This window comes from Nocardia sp. NPDC088792 (genome assembly GCF_044750615.1).
In the GTDB taxonomy this organism is placed as follows: Bacteria; Actinomycetota; Actinomycetes; order Mycobacteriales; family Mycobacteriaceae; genus Nocardia.
In genome coordinates this window covers 347,709-365,766 of the sequence record NZ_JBIVKC010000007.1, presented here as the reverse complement: position 1 = coordinate 365,766, position 18,058 = coordinate 347,709, and the positions used below count along the sequence as shown (strand labels likewise).

18 protein-coding genes are annotated in these 18,058 nt (G+C 67.3%); 15 read left to right on the top strand and 3 right to left on the bottom strand.

Annotation, left to right across the window (positions count from 1 at the left end; genetic code table 11):
* Positions 1-151 precede the first annotated feature (151 nt).
* From ACIP5Y_RS41645 to ACIP5Y_RS41600, 10 genes are all read left to right on the top strand, one after another.
* The gene (locus tag ACIP5Y_RS41645) at positions 152-754 is read left to right on the top strand and encodes a hypothetical protein (protein WP_400358672.1); all 603 of its coding nucleotides are present in this window, start codon (positions 152-154) and stop codon (positions 752-754) included.
* Positions 755-854: 100 nt separating this feature from the next.
* Positions 855-1,595, top strand: coding sequence for a peptidoglycan editing factor PgeF (pgeF, locus tag ACIP5Y_RS41640; protein WP_400358670.1), 741 nt, complete (start codon positions 855-857; stop codon positions 1,593-1,595).
* Complete coding sequence (locus tag ACIP5Y_RS41635) at positions 1,592-2,377, top strand: YggS family pyridoxal phosphate-dependent enzyme (RefSeq protein WP_400358668.1); 786 nt, start codon at positions 1,592-1,594, stop codon at positions 2,375-2,377. Before pgeF ends, ACIP5Y_RS41635 begins: the two co-directional genes overlap by 4 nt.
* Before the next feature lie 104 nt (positions 2,378-2,481).
* Positions 2,482-3,264: a cell division protein SepF gene (locus tag ACIP5Y_RS41630; protein WP_400358666.1), complete on the top strand. Its 783-nt coding sequence runs from the start codon at positions 2,482-2,484 to the stop codon at positions 3,262-3,264.
* Positions 3,265-3,540: 276 nt separating this feature from the next.
* The gene (locus tag ACIP5Y_RS41625; RefSeq protein WP_397014150.1) at positions 3,541-3,843 is read left to right on the top strand and encodes a YggT family protein; all 303 of its coding nucleotides are present in this window, start codon (positions 3,541-3,543) and stop codon (positions 3,841-3,843) included.
* Between the two features lie 72 nt (positions 3,844-3,915).
* Positions 3,916-4,749, top strand: a complete 834-nt coding sequence (locus tag ACIP5Y_RS41620) for a DivIVA domain-containing protein (protein ID WP_397014152.1) — start codon at positions 3,916-3,918, stop codon at positions 4,747-4,749.
* A 157-nt stretch (positions 4,750-4,906) separates the two neighbouring features.
* Positions 4,907-5,116: a hypothetical protein gene (locus tag ACIP5Y_RS41615; RefSeq protein WP_397014154.1), complete on the top strand. Its 210-nt coding sequence runs from the start codon at positions 4,907-4,909 to the stop codon at positions 5,114-5,116.
* 307 nt (positions 5,117-5,423) lie between these two features.
* Positions 5,424-8,600 carry an isoleucine--tRNA ligase gene (gene ileS, locus ACIP5Y_RS41610; RefSeq protein WP_400358665.1) on the top strand — a complete coding sequence of 1,059 codons (3,177 nt, stop codon included), beginning with the start codon at positions 5,424-5,426 and terminating at the stop codon, positions 8,598-8,600.
* A 415-nt stretch (positions 8,601-9,015) separates the two neighbouring features.
* On the top strand, positions 9,016-10,335 hold the full coding sequence (locus tag ACIP5Y_RS41605; RefSeq protein WP_400358664.1) for an MFS transporter: 1,320 nt from the start codon (positions 9,016-9,018) through the stop codon (positions 10,333-10,335).
* 152 nt (positions 10,336-10,487) lie between these two features.
* A complete protein-coding gene (locus tag ACIP5Y_RS41600; protein WP_400358662.1) occupies positions 10,488-11,024 on the top strand; it encodes an NlpC/P60 family protein in 537 nt (178 codons plus the stop codon).
* A 52-nt stretch (positions 11,025-11,076) separates the two neighbouring features.
* Here ACIP5Y_RS41600 and ACIP5Y_RS41595 read toward each other — a convergent pair whose 3' ends face one another.
* Positions 11,077-11,490 carry an organic hydroperoxide resistance protein gene (locus ACIP5Y_RS41595; RefSeq protein WP_400358661.1) on the bottom strand — a complete coding sequence of 138 codons (414 nt, stop codon included), beginning with the start codon at positions 11,488-11,490 and terminating at the stop codon, positions 11,077-11,079.
* Between the two features lie 110 nt (positions 11,491-11,600).
* Between ACIP5Y_RS41595 and ACIP5Y_RS41590 the strand changes: the two genes are divergently transcribed.
* On the top strand, positions 11,601-12,137 hold the full coding sequence (locus ACIP5Y_RS41590; protein WP_400358659.1) for a TetR/AcrR family transcriptional regulator: 537 nt from the start codon (positions 11,601-11,603) through the stop codon (positions 12,135-12,137).
* 22 nt (positions 12,138-12,159) lie between these two features.
* Here ACIP5Y_RS41590 and ACIP5Y_RS41585 read toward each other — a convergent pair whose 3' ends face one another.
* Positions 12,160-13,254: a hypothetical protein gene (locus ACIP5Y_RS41585; RefSeq protein ID WP_400358657.1), complete on the bottom strand. Its 1,095-nt coding sequence runs from the start codon at positions 13,252-13,254 to the stop codon at positions 12,160-12,162.
* A gap of 57 nt (positions 13,255-13,311) precedes the next feature.
* Here ACIP5Y_RS41585 and ACIP5Y_RS41580 point away from each other — a divergent pair, with 57 nt between their 5' ends.
* Positions 13,312-13,755: a MarR family winged helix-turn-helix transcriptional regulator gene (locus ACIP5Y_RS41580; protein ID WP_400358656.1), complete on the top strand. Its 444-nt coding sequence runs from the start codon at positions 13,312-13,314 to the stop codon at positions 13,753-13,755.
* A 338-nt stretch (positions 13,756-14,093) separates the two neighbouring features.
* Here the strand turns inward: ACIP5Y_RS41580 and ACIP5Y_RS41575 are convergent, their stop codons facing one another.
* Entirely contained in the window at positions 14,094-14,981 is an 888-nt protein-coding gene (locus ACIP5Y_RS41575; RefSeq protein WP_400358654.1) for a UTP--glucose-1-phosphate uridylyltransferase, read from the bottom strand.
* A gap of 461 nt (positions 14,982-15,442) precedes the next feature.
* Between ACIP5Y_RS41575 and ACIP5Y_RS41570 the strand changes: the two genes are divergently transcribed.
* The 3 genes from ACIP5Y_RS41570 (at position 15,443) to ACIP5Y_RS41560 (ending at position 18,057) form a co-directional block, all read left to right on the top strand.
* A complete protein-coding gene (locus ACIP5Y_RS41570; protein ID WP_400358994.1) occupies positions 15,443-16,768 on the top strand; it encodes a DNA polymerase IV in 1,326 nt (441 codons plus the stop codon).
* A 201-nt stretch (positions 16,769-16,969) separates the two neighbouring features.
* Positions 16,970-17,470, top strand: coding sequence for a hypothetical protein (locus ACIP5Y_RS41565; RefSeq protein WP_400358652.1), 501 nt, complete (start codon positions 16,970-16,972; stop codon positions 17,468-17,470).
* Positions 17,471-17,736: 266 nt separating this feature from the next.
* Entirely contained in the window at positions 17,737-18,057 is a 321-nt protein-coding gene (locus ACIP5Y_RS41560) for a WXG100 family type VII secretion target (protein WP_400358651.1), read from the top strand.
* Position 18,058 lies beyond the last annotated feature (1 nt).

Genomic DNA, 18,058 nt, shown 5'->3' with positions numbered 1-18,058 from the left:
TGCGCCGTGCTTTCCGCCGGTGACATACCTCTTCTGAAGTGACGCAGCCTCTGATGTGACGCAGCGCTCATTCGACCGGGTGCTAGCGTGCTCGATCGTTGATTGCTAGAGGGTAGCTGTTCGCCTATGACGGGTTTGACCAGGAGGAATCATGACGATACGACGCACGATCGGCAGCGGAATCGCGCTGCTCGCCGCCACCGGCCTGACCGCGGCAGGCGTCGCACACGCCGCCCCCGGCGCCGAACTCGTGACCACTCCGAGCGCCGAGTCCGCGGCCACCCCCGTCCTGCGGCTCACCGCCGCCCAGAACCTGGTCGTCAACCCCGCCTTCGCCGACGGCGGCAACGGCTGGGGCGTGCACCTCTACAACGCCGACCTGAACAACGGCAGCGCCTCCGTCCACGACAGCGGCTACGTGGGCCAGGACGTCCCGGTCACCAAGGGCGCCGAATACACCTTCTCGGTCCAGGTCTCGGCGGCCGACGGCGGTGGCGTCCTCGCGCTCGCCCTCGACTCGGTCTCCAACAACGCCTACGTCAGTCAGACCGTGAATTCCACTGCCCCCACCGCGATTTCGCAGACCTTCACCGCCCAGGGGGCCAAGGTCTACATCGCCTGCCAGGCCACCGCCGGCCCCGGCGGCACCTGCACCGACTTCAGCGTCACCCCCACCGGCCGCACCGCCGGCACCGGCTCGGCCAGCGGCTCGGCAGGCAGCTCCACCGGCACCGGTTCCTTCGGGTCGAGCTAGTCCCGGCCTTACCCGGACGAGTTCCGCCGCATCGGCGGGGCGAGATTCGCCACGTGCGCGCAGTCGGGGTTGCCGCGTGGTGGCCACTACCCTCGAAGGTATGACTTCTGCTGCACAGGCTTTCCGGACCAGGCGCGTGGTGACCACGCGTGCGGGCGGGTTCTCCCAGGCGCCCTACGACTCGTTCAACCTCGGTGATCATGTGGGGGACGATCCGGAGGCCGTGCGGCGCAATCGGGTTCGGCTCGCGGAGAACATCGGGCTGTCGCCGGACCGGCTGGTATGGATGGAACAGATCCACGGGCGGAATGTGGAGATCGTGGACGGGCCGCGCGGTGAGCCGGTGCCCGCCACGGATGCGCTGGTGACGACACGGCGCGAGCTGGCGCTGGTGGTGCTGACCGCCGACTGTGTGCCGATTCTGCTGTCCGATGACGAGGCCGGGGTGATCGCGGCCGTGCACGCGGGTCGGGTCGGGGCGCGCATCGGCATCGTGCCGCGGGTGCTGGAGGCCATGATCTCGGTGGGCGCGAAGCCCGAGCGCATCGGCGCGTTCCTCGGACCGGCGGCCAGCGGTCGCCAGTACGAGGTGCCCGCCGCCATGCGCGCGGATGTCGACAGGCATCTGCCGGGCAGCGCGACCACCACCGCCAAGGGCACCCCCGGACTGGATCTGCGCGCGGGCATCCGCCGGCAGCTGGAAGCGGCGGGCGTGCCCGGGGTCGCGGTGGACCCGCGATGCACCATCGAGGACAAGACGCTCTTCTCACATCGGCGCGGCGCGCCGACCGGACGACTCGCCGGTGTGATTTGGATGTCATCGGAGGGAATCGCAGAATGACCGAGAATATCGCTGCCGCAACCGGTTCCGGACCGACCGCGGCGCCCGCCGACGAGAGCCTCGTCACTGCCCGGGCGACAGAGTTGTCGGCGAGCCTGACGGCCCTCACCGCGCGCATCGACGCAGCGTGCCGGGCCGCGGGCCGGACGTCCGCCGAGGTCCGGCTGCTGCCGGTGACGAAGTTCTTCCCCGCCTCGGATATCGAGATCCTCTATGGCCTCGGCCGCCGCGAGTTCGGTGAATCGCGTGAGCAGGAGGCTTCCGGCAAGGTGGCGCAGCTGCGCCACCTGTCGCAAGTACGCTGGGAATTCATCGGCCGCCTCCAGCGCAACAAGGCGAAACACGTTGCACGCTGGGCAGATACGGTCTATTCGGTCGATAGCGACAGGCTGGCAACAGCCCTTGACGCCGGTACCGAAGCGGCCCTGGAAGCCGGGGAGCGGCACAGCCCCTTGCGAGTGCTCCTCCAGGTGAGCCTGGACGACGATCCGGAGCGCGGTGGCGTACGCGGAGCAACCTTGCTCGCGCTCGCCGATCAGGTCGCCGCTTCGGCATCACTGCAGCTAGCGGGCTTGATGGCGATTCCGCCGGTGGACGCCGATCCCGATGCCGCGTTCGCCGAACTGGAGCGGGTCCACGCCTCCTTGTTGCGCACACATCCCGAGGCCACGGAGCTGTCGGCGGGCATGTCGGGGGATCTCGAGGCCGCCATCCGCCACGGCTCGACCTGCGTGCGTGTCGGTACGGCACTGATGGGCGCGCGACCGATAACCTCGGCGTAGCAAACAAACCTCATCAGTCACATATGAAACATATGCTTGGTGGCGGACGAGGACTGAGCAGGACAACACCTCAGGCCAACCGGGGCCGAAGGAAGGTCGACCAGATGAGCACGCTGCACAAGTTCAAGGCGTACTTCGGGATGGTTCCGCTCGAGGACTACGAAGACGACTACGTCGATGACCGTGGTGTGGGTGGGGGAGCCCGGAGTGCCGACGAGCGGGCCCAGCGCCGCCCCCGGCCGTATGCCGAACGTGAGTACGACCGTTACGACGAGCGGGATCGCTACGACGACGAGCCCGCCTACGAACCGGCGTACAAGCCGCCGTACAAGCCTGCCTACAGCGCGTCCCGCCGTGACGACTACGACGAGCGGGACCGCTACGAGGACGACCGGTACGAGCCGCCGCGCCGCCCCACCCGCATCGACACCGCGCCGTCCAGCCGCACGCGTTCGGTGGGCGGCAGCGCGCCCATGGTGCGCGGCACCACGCGGGGCGCGCTCGCCGTGGATCCCGAGGCCGAGCGCCGAATCGAGGAGATGCGGATCGAGGAGCGCCGGATCGAATCCGCCCGCAACCGCTCCGAGATCTTCGCGGACGGAGGGCCCTTGTCCAAGATCACCACGCTGCGCCCGCGCACCTATGCGGAAGCCGCCATCATCGGTGAGCGCTTCCGGGACGGCACCCCGGTGATCATGGACCTGGTGGAGATGAGCAACTCCGACGCGCGTCGTCTCGTGGACTTCGCCGCCGGTCTGGCATTCGCGCTGCGTGGTTCCTTCGATAAGGTCGCCACCAAGGTGTTCCTGCTGTCGCCCGCCGATGTCGACGTCTCCGCCGAGGAGCGCCGCCGCATCGCCGAGAACGGTTTCTACAACCAGAAGTAGCGTTTCCCGAGAGGTGGCCGCGGGCAGGCGGTTGCCGTGCCGGGGGCGAGAAGTGAACGGCGGCAGCGTAATTCGGCCGCGTCCATGGGGGTAGCACAAAATGTGTCGCCGCCGCTGAAGCGCAGTTGCGCGCGCGGCGGGCGCGCTGGGGGAGTCTCGAGTGTCCGGGTTGTCGTGTGTCGTGTCCGACATGCCCGAGTTGCATGAACCGCGCTGTGACCGGGGCGATGGCGTTTCTTATTTTGCAACCCAGTGAATCTCGGGCAGAGTGGCAGGGTGGCCTTGTTCCAGGTGTTGAACCTACTGCTGTTCCTCTTCTGGCTGCTGCTGATCAGCCGTGTCATCGTCGAGTTCATCCGCAGCTTCGCGCGGGACTGGCGGCCGACGGGCTTCGTCGTGATCATCCTGGAGGTGATCTTCACGATCACGGACCCGCCGGTGAAACTTCTGAGGCGTTTGATACCCCCAGTGAATCTTGGGGGAATTCGGCTCGATCTGTCGATAATGGTCCTGCTTTTCATCGTCTTCATCTTGATGACGATCACGGGCCAGGCAGGGCAGTCGATAGCTCAGGTGTGACAGAATGGGCCGAAAGAAAGCTTGCCCAGATCTACCGCTAGATCTCCATACGAAGCGCGAAGGGATCGTTCCATGCCGCTGACCCCCGCCGATGTTCATAACGTCGCGTTCAGCAAACCACCGATCGGGAAGCGCGGCTACAACGAGGATGAAGTCGACGCCTTCCTCGACCTGGTCGAGCAGGAGCTCTCCCGCCTCATCGAAGAAAACGCGGATCTGCGTCAGCGTGTTGCCGAGCTGGATGCCGAACTCGCTGACGCCAAGAAGAACCGGGGTCCGGTGCAGGTTGCCAAGCAGCCTCCGGTCCCGGAGCCGGTGAAGGCGGCGCCGCCGGTCGCGCCCCCGCCGCCCATGCCCGCCCCCGCGCCGGTCGCGGCCGTCAAGCAGGACGCGGCCCCCAGCGCGGACGCGAATCTGCAGGCCGCCAAGGTCCTTTCGCTCGCTCAGGAGATGGCCGACCGCCTCACCTCGGACGCGAAGACCGAGGCCGAGCAGCTGCTGGCCAATGCCAGAGCCAATTCGGAACGCCTGGTCAGCGATGCGCGCAGCCGCTCCGAGGCCATGATCGCCGACGCCCGCCAGAAGGCGGAGGCCATGCTGTCCGACGCGCAGAACCGCTCGGATTCGCAGCTGCGCCAGGCCAAGGAGAAGGCCGACTCGCTGCAGGCCGATGCCGAGCGCAAGCACACCGAGATCATGGCCACCATCACTCAGCAGCGCAGCGTGCTGGAGAGCCGTATCGAGCAGCTCAAGACCTTCGAGCGCGAGTACCGGGTGCGGCTGAAGTCCTACCTGGAGTCGCAGCTCGAGGAGCTGGAGAACCGTGGATCGGCCGTTCCGGTCGACGGCGGCGAGTTCAACGAAGGCGCGGCCGGCAACGGGGCACTTCTGAAGGGCAGCAAGTAAACTCGATACCGAGGCCAAGGCGCCGCTCCCGGGGTTCCGATCCTGGTGGTGACGCCGCCACCGCCGTCACGGCGGTAGCGACGGGCCCGAGGGGCTTTCCGCACCATGCGGAGCTCCGCGAACGCCGCTATCGACTCAGCGCGAGGGGGTGGTGCTCTTGCTCGTGATAACGCTCGTCCTGGCCGCAATAGGCTTCGGCCTGTTGGTAACCGCACTGACCACCGGTTCGGTGATCTGGGCTTGGGGCTGCATCATCGTGTGCGTGATCGGCGCGGTGCTGCTGCTCGTCAGTGCGTTGTCGTTGCGTCAGGAGAACAACGATGAGGAGGCGCAGGCCAGGCCCGGCGGCCGGCATGCGAAACACTAGGTAGATCTTGGGCAAGATCTGCAGGACACGGGTCCGGGGAATATTCCCTGGACCCGTCCGGCTAGAATCAGCAGTAGCAATACGGCGTCGATCCGGCCATCACCGGGGAGTCTTCGGAAGAACGGCGCGTCGGCGCTCAGTAGAACCGAACGGGTGAGCCCGTCACAGCTCGTCACGAGAGGTTCGGTCGCACAAGGGTTCTCGATCCTGGGCCGAGCAAGCGGGGTGGTACCGCGGTACCGGCGCACAGGCGCCGAGATCGTCCCCGTGCCCATGATTGATGGCACGAGGAGACTGAGAGGCCGCCATGGCGGAGGACACCACCACCCGAACCACCGATTCGACGGCGCGTTCCGCGTATCCCCGCGTTGACCTGAGCCGCACGTCCGGCCAGGTGTCGTTCCCCGAGCTGGAACAGCGGGTACTCGACTACTGGGCGGCCGATGACACCTTCCGCGCGAGCATCGAGAACCGTTCCGATGCACCGGAATTCGTCTTCTACGACGGCCCGCCCTTCGCCAATGGGTTGCCGCACTACGGGCATCTGCTGACCGGATATGTCAAGGATTTGATCCCGCGCTTTCAAACCATGCGCGGGAAGAAGGTCGAGCGACGATTCGGTTGGGATACTCACGGCTTGCCCGCGGAAATCGAAGCTGAGAAGCAGCTCGGTATCACGGACAAATCACAGATCGATGCCATGGGGCTCGCGGAATTCAATGCCGCATGCAAATCTTCGGTACTGCGCTACACGAACGAGTGGCGTAACTATGTGACACGCCAGGCACGCTGGGTCGACTTCGACAACGACTACAAAACCCTCGACCTCGACTTTATGGAGTCGGTCATGTGGGCGTTCAAGTCGTTGTACGACAAGGGGTTGATCTACCAAGGTTTCCGGGTTCTGCCCTACAGCTGGTACGAGCAGACGCCGCTGTCGAATCAGGAGGCGCGCCTCGACGACGCCTACCGGATGCGCCAGGATCCGGCGGTCACCGTGGACATGCTGCTGCAGGTCCCCGCGGACCACCCGCTGCACGCGCTGCACGGCGCCAACGCGCTGATCTGGACCACCACGCCGTGGACCTTGCCGTCCAACCTGGCTGTCGCCGTGCACCCGGATCTCACCTACGTGCACGTCGAGGGCAAGGACGGCAAGCGCTATGTGCTGTCCGCCGAACGGGTCTCGCACTACGCACGGGAACTCGGCGAGGAGCCGACGGTGCTGTCCGAGCACTCGGGCGCCGCGCTGGAGGGCCTGCACTACCTGCCGCCGTTCGACTTCTTCCGCGGTCACCCGAACGCGCACCGGGTGCTGAACGCCGACTACGTGACCACCGACTCCGGTACCGGCGTGGTGCATCTCGCGCCCGCGTTCGGTGAGGAGGACATGGATGTCGCCACCTCCTACGGCATCGAGGTGGTGCAGCCCCTCGATGCGGGCGGCAAGTTCACCTCGATGGTGCCGCCGTACGAGGGCCTCATGGTCTTCGACGCCAACCCGGTCATCATCAAGGACCTGAAGGCGGCCGGAAAGCTGCTGCGGCACGAGACCATCGAGCACTCGTACCCGCACAGCTGGCGTTCCGGGCAGCCGCTGATCTACATGGCGGTGCCGTCCTGGTTCGTGGCGGTCACCACCTTCCGGGATCGCATGGTGGAGCTCAACAAGGAGATCACCTGGGTCCCCGAGCACATCCGCGACGGCCAGTTCGGCAAGTGGCTGCAGAACGCGCACGACTGGAACATCAGCCGCAACCGCTACTGGGGTGCGCCCATCCCGGTGTGGGTGTCGGACGATCCCGAGTACCCGCGCGTGGATGTGTACGGCTCGCTGGACCAGCTGGAGCACGACTTCGGCGTGCGGCCGACCGATCTGCACCGGCCGGCCATCGACGAGCTGGTGCGCCCGAATCCCGATGACCCGACCGGGAAGTCGATGATGCGGCGTACGCCCGAGGTGCTCGACTGCTGGTTCGAGTCGGGTTCCATGCCGTATGCGCAGGTGCACTACCCGTTCGAGAACAAGGAGTGGTTCGAGGGCACCACGGACGTAGCGCCGCACAGCCCCGGCGACTTCATCGTCGAGTACAACGGTCAGACTCGTGGCTGGTTCTACAACCTGCACATCCTGTCGACCGCGCTCTTCGATCGCCCGGCGTTCAAGTCCGTTGTCGCGCACGGCATCGTGCTCGGCGACGACGGCCTGAAGATGTCCAAGTCCAAGGGCAACTACCCGGATGTCAACGAGGTCTTCGACCGCGACGGCTCGGATGCCATGCGCTGGTTCCTCATGGCGTCCCCGGTGCTGCGCGGCGGCAACCTGATCGTCACCGAGCGCGGCATCCGCGAGGGTGTCAGCCATGCGTTGCGCCCGCTGTGGAACGCGTGGACCTTCCTGCAGCTCTACGCCTCCCAGCCGGGTGAGTGGCGGACGGACTCCGAGAACGTGCTGGATCGGTACATCCTGGCGAAGCTGGCGCAGACCCGCGACGTCATGACCGATGCGCTCGAGGTGTACGACATCGCCACGGCCTGCGACGAGTTGCGCTCGTTCGCCGACGCGCTCACCAATTGGTATGTGCGCCGGTCGCGTTCGCGCTTCTGGGAAGAGGATCGCGACGCCATCGACACCCTGCACACGGTGCTCGAGGTGACCACGCGGCTCGCCGCGCCGCTGCTGCCGCTGCTCACCGAGGTGATCTGGCGGGGCCTGACCGGTGGCCGTTCGGTGCATCTGGCCGATTGGCCGGCCGCGTCCGAACTGCCCGCCGATCCGGAACTGGTGGCGGCCATGGACGAGGTGCGCACCGCGTGCTCGACCGTGCTGAGCCTGCGCAAGGCCCAGAACCTGCGGGTGCGGCTGCCGCTCTCGGAGGTCACGGTGGCGGCCGCGGACGCGGATCGCCTGCGTCCCTTCGTGGATCTGATCGCCGACGAGGTGAACGTCAAGCGCGTCGACCTCACCACCGATGTGGCCGCGCACGGCCGCTTCGAACTCGTGGTGAACGCGCGCGCCGCGGGCCCGCGTCTCGGCAAGGAAGTCCAGACGGTCATCAAGGCGGTCAAGGCCGGCGAGTGGAGCGAGGCCGACGACGGCACCGTCACCGCCGCGGGCATCGCGCTGCTCCCGGAGGAGTACACCCAGCGCCTGGTCGCCGCCGAACCCGAGTCCACCGCCGCCCTGCCCGGCAATTCCGGTCTGGTGGTGCTGAATTCGCTGGTGACCGAGGAGCTGGAGGCCGAGGGCTGGGCCCGCGACCTCATCCGCGACCTCCAGGAGACCCGCAAGTCCCTGGGCCTGGACGTCTCCGACCGCATCACCGTGACCCTCGAGGTCCCGGCCGACCGCCTGCCCTGGGCCGAAACCCACCGCGCGCTCATCGCCGGTGAAATCCTCGCCACCACACTGACTTTCGGTGCGGCCGGCGCGGACGCCAGTGAGGTCGTGGGCGGCGTCAAGGTCTCGATCACCAAGGCCTGAGCTGTCTTTCCCGCGGGCAGCGGGAGAGTGAGATATGAAGGGGCGGAGCGCAATCGCGCTCCGTCCCTTCGCTGTTTCGAAGAGAGGCGCAACCGCGGGGTCCGGGCGCCGGTCCGGCCGTGCGGCAGGGCTTTCCGGGCGCCGGTCCGGTCGCGGCTCGCGAGGGTAGGGGAGTGGATTCAGTTCGAGTGAAGGGCCGCCACCTCGCCCAGGCGAGGGTAGTTCGGCCGGGCGAGTGGTCGGCGCTGAACGGGTTCGGCCGCGCCGCGCGGGCTCGACGGCCGTCCAGCCTGCGGGGAAATCATGTATTTCCCATATCGTGGGAGACGATTCCCGTGTACTGGTAGGTCCGGCGCGCCCGGTCTGCACTCCTCGGCGTACTATCCCTACACCTTTGTTGTGGATGGGGAAGTGCATGGACCAGCAGGCGACGGCGGCCGCGGGTGTGGCCGCGGCGAGCAGTGCGGTGAACAGCGGCCGGCGCATCGCCGCGGCCAGTTTCATCGGCACGGCGATCGAGTTCTACGACTACTACATCTATGGCACGGCGGCGGCGCTGGTGTTGAACAAGCTGTTCTTCCCGACCTTGTCGTCGGTGGCGGGGACGCTGGCCTCGCTGGCCACCTTCGCCATCGGGTTCATTGCCCGGCCGGTGGGCGCGGTGGTGTTCGGGCACTTCGGGGATCGGATCGGGCGTAAGGCGACGCTGGTGGTGTCGCTGCTGCTGATGGGGCTGTCCACCGCGTGTGTCGGTCTGCTGCCGGGTTATTCGTCGATCGGGGTGGCCGCGCCGATCCTGCTGGTGCTGCTGCGGGTGTTGCAGGGCATCGGGCTGGGCGGCGAATGGGGCGGGGCTGCATTGCTTTCGACCGAGTACGCGCCGCAGGGGAAGCGAGGGCTGTATGCCTCCGCGCCCCAGATGGGTTCGCCGGTGGGCTTTTTCGTGGCGACCGGGGTGTTCTGGGCGCTGTCGGAGTGGCTGCCGAAGAGCGCGTTCGATTCGTGGGGCTGGCGGATACCGTTCCTGCTGTCGTTCGTGCTGGTGATCGTCGGGCTGCGAATCCGGTTGCGGGTGGCGGAGACTCCGGCGTTCGCGGATTTCATGGCGAAGGAGTCCGCGGCCAAGGTGCCGACCCTGGAGGTGATCCGGCGCTACCCGAAGCAGCTGCTGCTGGGTGCGGGCAGCATCGTGGTCGTGTACGTGATGTTCTACACCGCGTCCACCTACTGCCTGAGCTACACGACGAAAAACCTGGGAGTGCCACGTAATACGGTGCTCGGCCTGACCTTGATCGCGGTGGTGGTGCTGGGCATCGCCACCTTCACCGTGGCGCGGTGGTCGGATCTGGTGGGCCGGCGCCGGCTCATGCTCGCGGGTTCGGCGTTCGCGCTGGTGTGGAGTCTGGTGCTGTTCCCACTGCTGAACACGAAGAGCCCGTTGGCGATCGTGGTGGGCCTGTCCGGTGCGCTGCTGTGCATGGGCATCGTGTGGGGTCCGCTGGGTGCGTTCCTCCCCGAGTTGTTCGGCACCGATGTGCGCTACTCCGGTGCGGGTATCGCCTACAACATCGGCGGGGTGCTGGGTGGCGGTGCGGCGCCGCTGATCGTGGCGCGGCTGGGGGAGACCAGCGGTACGACGGCGGTGGGCCTGTTCATGGCGGCCATGGCGGTGATCTCGCTGCTGTCGATCCTGGCCTTGCCCGAGACGCGGCATCGGGACCTGTCGGAGGTCTGACCGCTGAACCGGAGTCTGTGACAGCTATCGGGGGTGACGTGGATCTCCGGACACGCCAGGCTGGGATTTCAGGTGAAGATTGTGATCTATGAGATAAATGAGCGATCAGATAGCTAATTCGAGTTCGCATGCTGTTCCGAGAGGGCAAGTGCATGACCCGAACACTGCTACGCCGATTCGCTCGATTACTCAGCATCGCGGCCACTTTCCTGCTCACCGCGACCGTCCTCGCCACTGCCGCCCACGCCGACACCGGTTCCGCCTCGGGATCCTCGTCCGGTAGCGGTTCGGGCTCGGCCTCCGGAAGTGCGAGTGGCTCCGCCCAACTCCCGTTCACCAGCCCGCGCGCCCTGGTCGCGCTCAACCTGGCCACCACGCAGACCGGTAAGCCCTATCGCTGGGGCGGCGTCGGCCCCGACGACTGGGATTGCTCGGGCCTCGTGCAGTGGGCCTTCCGCAGTGTCGGCATCGATATGCCGCGCACCACTTGGCAGCAGGCCGAGGCCGGGCTCGAAGTCCCCGTCGGCGCAATGCAACCCGGTGATGTGGTCGTCCTCAACGACGACGCCTCCCACGTAGGCATCTACGCGGGAGGCGGCAACGTGTTGAACGCGTACGACTGGGGTGTGCCGGTCGGCCTGACTCCGCTGAGCCAGTTCGCCATCTACTCCATTCGCCGTTTCTATTGAGCTGCTGAGCTACTGAACTACCGAGCTACTGCTCGGGTATCGCCGAAACTGCTTACTCGACAACCAGTTCCACGGGGATGTTGCCGCGGGTGGCCTTCGAGTACGGGCAGACCTGGTGAGCGGCCTCGACGAGCGCCTTGCCCTCGTCGTTCTGCAGGTGCTCGGGCAGCTCGACGTGCAGCACGACGGAGATGCCGAAGCCGGTCTCGTCGTCCTTGTGCAGGCTGACGTCGGCGGTGACGGTGGTGTCACCCAGGTCGACCTTCTGGTTGCGCGCGACGGCCTGCAGCGCGCCGGCGAAGCACGCCGAGTAGCCGACGGCGAACAGCTGTTCCGGGTTGGTGCCGTCACCGGTGCCGCCGACCGACTTGGGCTGGGCCAGCTTCAGGTCGAGGTAGCCGTCCGAGCTGACCGAGCGGCCTTCGCGGCCGACCGAGGTGGCGGATGAGGTGAAGAGCGTGGTCATTTCGTTCCTCCTAGACAGACTTGTCTGTTCGCGGTCGAGCTTCAGAGTAGACAGGTCTGTCTGCTATCGTCAAGGGTGAGTTTCGAGCCCGGAAGGAGTGCTGGTCGGAGATGAGCGAAGCGCGTGAGCGTCTACTCGATACCGCCACCCGGCTGTTCTACGCCGAAGGCATCCACACCGTGGGCATCGACCGCATCATCGCCGAGGCGGGGATCGCCAAGGCCACCTTCTACCGGCACTTCAAGACCAAGGACGACCTCGTCGTCGCCTACCTGGTCCGCGAATACGGCCGCCAGCGCGAGGTACTGGAATCCGTGCCCGGCAGTGGCGCCGAATCCATCGCCGGCATCTTCGAGCGCCTCGGTGAACTCAGCTGCGGGCCCGGCTTCCGGGGTTGCCCGTTCCTCAATGCGGCCGTCGAGTTCCCGGATCCGGAGCACGCGGTCCGCAAGGTGGTCGACGACTATCGCGGCTGGTTCCGCGACCTCATGGCGGATCGCTTGCGCACCGCCGGCTACGAGGCGACCGGCGATGCCGCCCGCGCCCTGCTGCTGACCCGCGACGGGGTGGCGGTCAGCGGCGGCTTGAACGACATCGAGACGGTCCGGGTCGGCATCCAGGTCGCCCTGTCGGGCCTGCGGAACTGAGTTGCCGGGCGTCGAAGGCTGATCAGACGCCGACGGTTTCTTCCATCTCCGCTTCGGCCTGCTCCTCGGTTTCGATGGGCGCAGCGGTCGCGGCCGGCGCGGGCTCGATCGGTGCGGGCTCGATGGGTGCGGCGTGGCGCGGCCCGGCCGAAGCCGTTGCCGCCCGGCGCTTCTCGGCGAATCCCGCCGCGATCATGAGCACGATGCCGACGGCCAGCCACGCGAACAGGCTGCTCAGCCGCGAGCCGAAACCGTTGCTGTCGAAGTAGAGCAGGCTGCGCGCGCCCTCCACGAATCCCGCACCGTTCCAGAAGGAATGCAGCGATCCGAAGAATCCGTTCTGCAGCCACGGGGTGTAGACGCCGCCCGAACTGGTGAAGTTCAGCATGACGAACAGCACCATCAGGGCCAGGGTGGTCCACCGCTGCAGGAAGGTGTGCAGCCCGATGCCGATGGTCAGGATGCCCGCCGAGTACAGCCAGGACATGGCCCAGATGGCGGCATTGTCATGGTCGACCACATGGAAGATGGGGCCGGACAACGCGACTCCGATGAGGCTCACCAGCAGTGAGGTGACCAGGCCGATCAGTCCGCGCACCCAGATCGACAGGCCCGCGCCCGCCGCGCCGATGGCCGCGACGCTGCCGTAGGAGCCGATGCTCAAGGCCACCAGCAGGAAGAAGATGCCCTGCGCGGTGGGGTCGCCCGAGGCGGGCGTGGTGATATCGGTGATGGTCAGCGGCACACCCTGCTGCGCGGTGACGCGGTCGAAGACCGCTTCGGCGGCCATGGCGGTGGTGTCGGATCCGGCCTTGGCGACCAGCAGTTCGGGATGCTGGGCATCGGGTACGAAGGCCCCGGCCAGGTCGCGGTGCCGCAGTTGGCCGACGGCGTCGTCGCGGGTGGGCAGGGTGATGATGTCGAGGGCGTTGCCGCCGTTGTCCTTCAGGGTCTGCGCGAGTACCTTCACCTGCGCGCTGTCGCCGACCACGGCGAGGCCGAGGTGGTTGGGTTCGGGCTGGTGGAAGGCGCCGAGGTAGGCCAGGCCCATGCCCAGGCACATGAGTAGCGGGGTGAGTAGGTGGGTGACTACGTGCCGGATCTGCTGGGTGGCCATGGGCTTTCTTCTCCAATAGTTGGTAAATACAACCAAGCGAGGTTGTAGTCTACAACTATGGAGAAGGATCCGGCATTCCCCGCCCGCACGGATGCGATCGACGTCATACAGCGCGAACTCACCGCCTTCGCCCGCCGCGCCCGCGGCAAGGCGGCCGAACTGCACCCCGAGCTGTCCCTGGTGGCGTCGAGCATCCTGGACCTGGTCATCGAACGCGACGGCTGCCTGGCAGCGGACCTGGCCGGCCACTTCCACCTCGACAAATCCACCGTCAGCCGCCAGGTGGCCGCCCTCGAACAACTCGGCTACCTCGACCGCGAGGCGGATCCAACCAATCGCCGCAACCACGTCCTGCGGGCGACCCCGCTGGGCCGCCGAGTCGCCCGGGAAGCTGCCCGCAGCCGCACCGAGGCGTTCACCCTGCGCTTCCTCGACTGGGACGACGACGATGTCGCGCGCCTCGCTGAATACCTGGTCCGCTACAACGCCGCTGATGAATAGGCCCCCTCGCTGGGCGAAACGGCCGACCGCATACACAGCGCCGATAGCGAGTGGACCGGCCGCTGCGGTGTCGAGCGCCCGCTGAGCGGTGTGGCCGCCGGGTAGGCCCGGGACGGCGGCCGCCGAATTTCCTGGCGCTGAGTGCCTCTGTCGCACGCCATGCCTTGTGCACCCCCAACGCACCGATGGCGAGTAAGCCAGGCCACCGAGCGCAGTCGCTCACGAGTCGAGCGGCTGTTGAGCCGGAGGGCTGCCGAGCGGACCGGTTGCTCGGCGCCCACAGCGGCGGCTATCGGGGGTGAATTCCCTTGGTGCTCAGCGCCTGCCGAGGGGCAGCGTCAGCGTGTGGTGTCGGCGACCAGCTGGCGCAGGCGCGGGCCGTACTCGGGATGGGCCAGGGCCGAGGCGAATTGGGCCACCAGATAGTCGGCCGGGTTGCCGGTGTCGTACCAGTTGCCGCGAATCACCTGGCCGTACACCGGATTCTCGATGGCGAAGAGGTTGATGGCGTCGGTCAGGTACACCTCGCCGGTGCGGTGCGTGTACCAGTTGTCCACCTGGCGGCGCAGTTCCGCGATGATGCCGGGCGTGACCACGTAGCCGCCGATGGCCGCGAACGAGGAGGGCGCGTCGGTCGGCTTGGGCTTCTCCTTCAATCCGCTGATGCGCATGAGGCCTTCGCCGACGGTCTCCTCCACCACGGGCACGCCGTAGCGCTGCGATTCCGACGGGTCCATGGGCATGAGGGCGAGGACCGGTGCGCCGGTCTTCTCGTAGGCGTCGATGAGCTGCTGGGCGCGCGGCACCTCGGCGACGAAGACGTCGTCGGGCCACAGCACCAGCATGGGCTCGTCGCCCAGGTGGCGGGCGGCGTTCAGGACGGGGGTGCCGTTGCCGTAAGGGCCGTGCTGGTCGAGGTAGGTGATGTGGCCGCGGCGGCTGAGCTCGCCGACCTCTTCGACGGCGTCGGCGTACGCGGTCTTACCGTCCGCGCGCAGCTGCGCGACGAGGGCCGGGTTGGGCCGGAAGTGGTCCTGGATCAATGACTTTCCGCCGCTCACCACGATGGTGATGTCCGTGATGCCGGAAGCCACCAGTTCACGCACCGTGTGTTCGATAACCGGCTTGTCGCCGACCGCGAGCATCTCCTTCGGAATCGCCTTGGTCAGTGGCAGCAGCCGGGAACCGATGCCGGCGGCGGGGATCACGGCCTTGCGAATCGTCATGGGTCGATCATCACACACAGGCTGCGGCGGACTTGTCGGTAGCCGCTTGTAGATTTCCCGGTGTGAACACGGCTGCCCACCCCGCGGACCGGGACGTCCGTCCTGGTCGAAGCGCCGCGGACGGCCCGCATCCGGCCGCCGCGAACGCGGGCGTGGCGGCTGCGGATACGCAGCAAACCGGCAGCCGGTTCCCAGCTACCGGCAAGTCTGTGAGCGAGTTTCGCGCGGATACTCCGACTGCGACCGGCGCGGATCGTGTTGCCGGGCACGGCGGCAAGACTCCGCTCGGGCGCGGCGGCATGAGTCCGCATGGGCGTGGCGTCGATGCTGCTGCGTCCGCGCGCACCGGCGATGCTTTGCTCGTGCGCACTGCGGATACCACTGCCGGGCGTGGTGGGGATGTCACTGCCGGGCGCGGCGGAGATACCACCGTCGGGCGGCGGTGGGTGCTGCATATAGATATGGACGCGTTCTTCGCGTCGGTCGAGCAGCTCACGCGGCCGACATTGCGGGGGCGGCCGGTGCTGGTCGGCGGGATGGGTGGGCGCGGGGTGGTGGCGGGGGCCAGTTATGAGGCGCGGGTGTTCGGGGCGCGTTCGGCCATGCCCATGCATCAGGCGCGGCGGCTGGTGGGGGTGACGGCGGTGGTGGTGCCGCCGCGCGGCGCGGTGTATTCGGAGTTGAGCGGGCAGGTGTTCGAGACCTTGCGGTCGCGGATACCGGTGCTGGAGACACTGTCTTTCGACGAGGCCTTCGCCGAACCGGCGGAACTGGCCGGGGCCACGGCGGCGCGGGTGCTCGACTTCTGTGAGGAACTGCGCGCGGTGGTGCGTGCACGCACCGGGCTGGTGGCGTCCGTGGGTGCGGGCAGCGGGAAGCAGCTCGCCAAGATCGCGTCGGGATTGGCCAAACCCGATGGGGTGCGGGTGATTTCACCCGCCGAGCAGCGGGATTTCCTGTCCGCGCTGCCGGTTCGCAAACTGTGGGGTGTCGGCCCGGTGGCCGAGCATCGTCTGCGCTCGCTGGGCATCGAGACCGTCGGCGCGTTCGCGGCGCTACCGGAGTCCGAGGTGACCTCGATCCTGGGCAGCGCCATGGGCGTGGCCCTGCATCGGCTGGCGCGCGGTATCGATGACCGGCCGGTCGCGGAGAATACGCAGGCCAAGCAGATCAGCGCCGAAACCACCTATGAGAGCGACATTCTCAATCTGGCCCAGCTACGACCCGCCATCGACGCCATGGCCGTCTCCGCGCATCGACGGCTGACCGCCGACGGCCGCGCGGCCCGCACGGTGGTGCTGAAGCTGAAGAAATCGGATATGAGCATCGTGACGCGCTCGTCCACGCTGCCTTATGCCACAGAGGATCTCGCCACCTTGACCGCGGCGGCCCAGCGTTCCGCCATCGATCCCGCCGAGCTGGGTCCGATTCGCCTGGTGGGTGTGGGTTTTGCGGGGCTGTCGGAGATCCGGCAGGAGTCGTTGTTCCCGGAGCTGGATCAGACGGTCGACAATGCCGAGGCGGTGTCGGAGGAGCCGACGCTGGGTGTGGCCCTCGATTCGGAACCGCTGGTGCCGCCCGCGACTCGTTCCTATGCGACCGGGATCTGGTATCCCGGGCTGGATGTCGAGCATCCGGAGCACGGGCACGGCTGGGTGCAGGGCGCGGGCCACGGCCGGGTGACCGTGCGTTTCGAAACCCGCAGTACCGGGCCGGGTCCCACGCGCACGTTCGGCGCGGACGATCCGGAGTTGGCCCGGGCGGATCCCCTGGGCAGCCTGCGCTGATGCGCCGACCGGAGCTGCGCCTACCCGGTTCAAGGGTTGTTTGCGCCAATTATGAGGATTCAGTCTGAAAAAGCGATATGCCCGCTTCTGGAGTCGGCTTTCCGGACTACCCGTTGGTAGTGTCGGGCCCCGTGCAGCGTCGCCGGTCGGGTGCAGCTGTCACGTGTCGAACGGACCTACTGGAACGTAAAGGACGAGCAGTTGAAGCTTCAGAACACTGGACGCATTGCGGTTGCCACTCTGGCCCTCGTGGCCGCACTCGGATTGACGGCGTGCGGTAGCGGTGACAAGGGGACCACCAAGCCGGCTGCCACCACCTCCGCCTCCGCGGCGGCCCAGAACTCCAACTTCCCGCCGGCCCCGACCACGGCGGACCTGAACGCGGAACTGCAGAAGGCGCTGGACCCGAACGTCCCGGATGATCAGAAGCTGGATCTGATGCAGGGCGTGTCGGCCGATCCTTCGCTGCCGTCGCGCCTGGCCGCCGCCTTCAAGCAGAACAACGCCTCCATCACCGTCAACAATGTGACCGACCTCGGCAATGGCAGCGCCACCGCCGACGCGACGGCGACCATCAATGGCGGCGCCCCGAACCAGATGGTGGTTCCGCTGGTGGTCGAGGACGGCAAGTGGAAGGTCCAGAAGGAGTGGATCTGCAACAGCCTGCAGCTGGCCAACCAGACCTCCCCGGCCTGCAGCTGATCCCGGCTTGCGGCGGGCCGACCGGATCTCCCGGCCCGCGGCAGATTCCGGCCTGCGGCTGATGGATCCGTGACGGGCCCGGCACCCAGCAGTGGGGGTGCCGGGCCCGTTCGCTTTCCGTACGGGCGGCATCAAGATCGCGTCAAGATGGGATGCGGTGTGCCGCAGGACATGTCAGGGAGCCGTTAATTCGGCGTCACGGAACTGTCGGGCGCCGTTCACCTTCTGTCATCGTCGGAAGCCGGTTTTCCGGTTGAGAGGACGACATGGCAACGCGGGTGGGTGCGACTCCTGAGCAACTGCTGTCCGCCGCAGGGCGGATGCACGAGCTGTCCACCCGGATGACCGGCATCGTGAACCGGCTCGAGTCCGCGCTGTCGGCGCAGGGCGCGGCGTGGGGCGACGACAGTTACGGCAGCGCCTTCACCGACGGGCCGCAAGGCTATACGGCCGCGCACACGAATCTCCAGGCCGGATTCCGCAATCTGGCAACGACTCTGCAGTCGTATGCGGACGGCCAGGTGCAGGCGGCCGGGACGCTGGCGGGCATGGAGCACCGCAACAGCGCCGGATTCGGCGGGGCGTAGC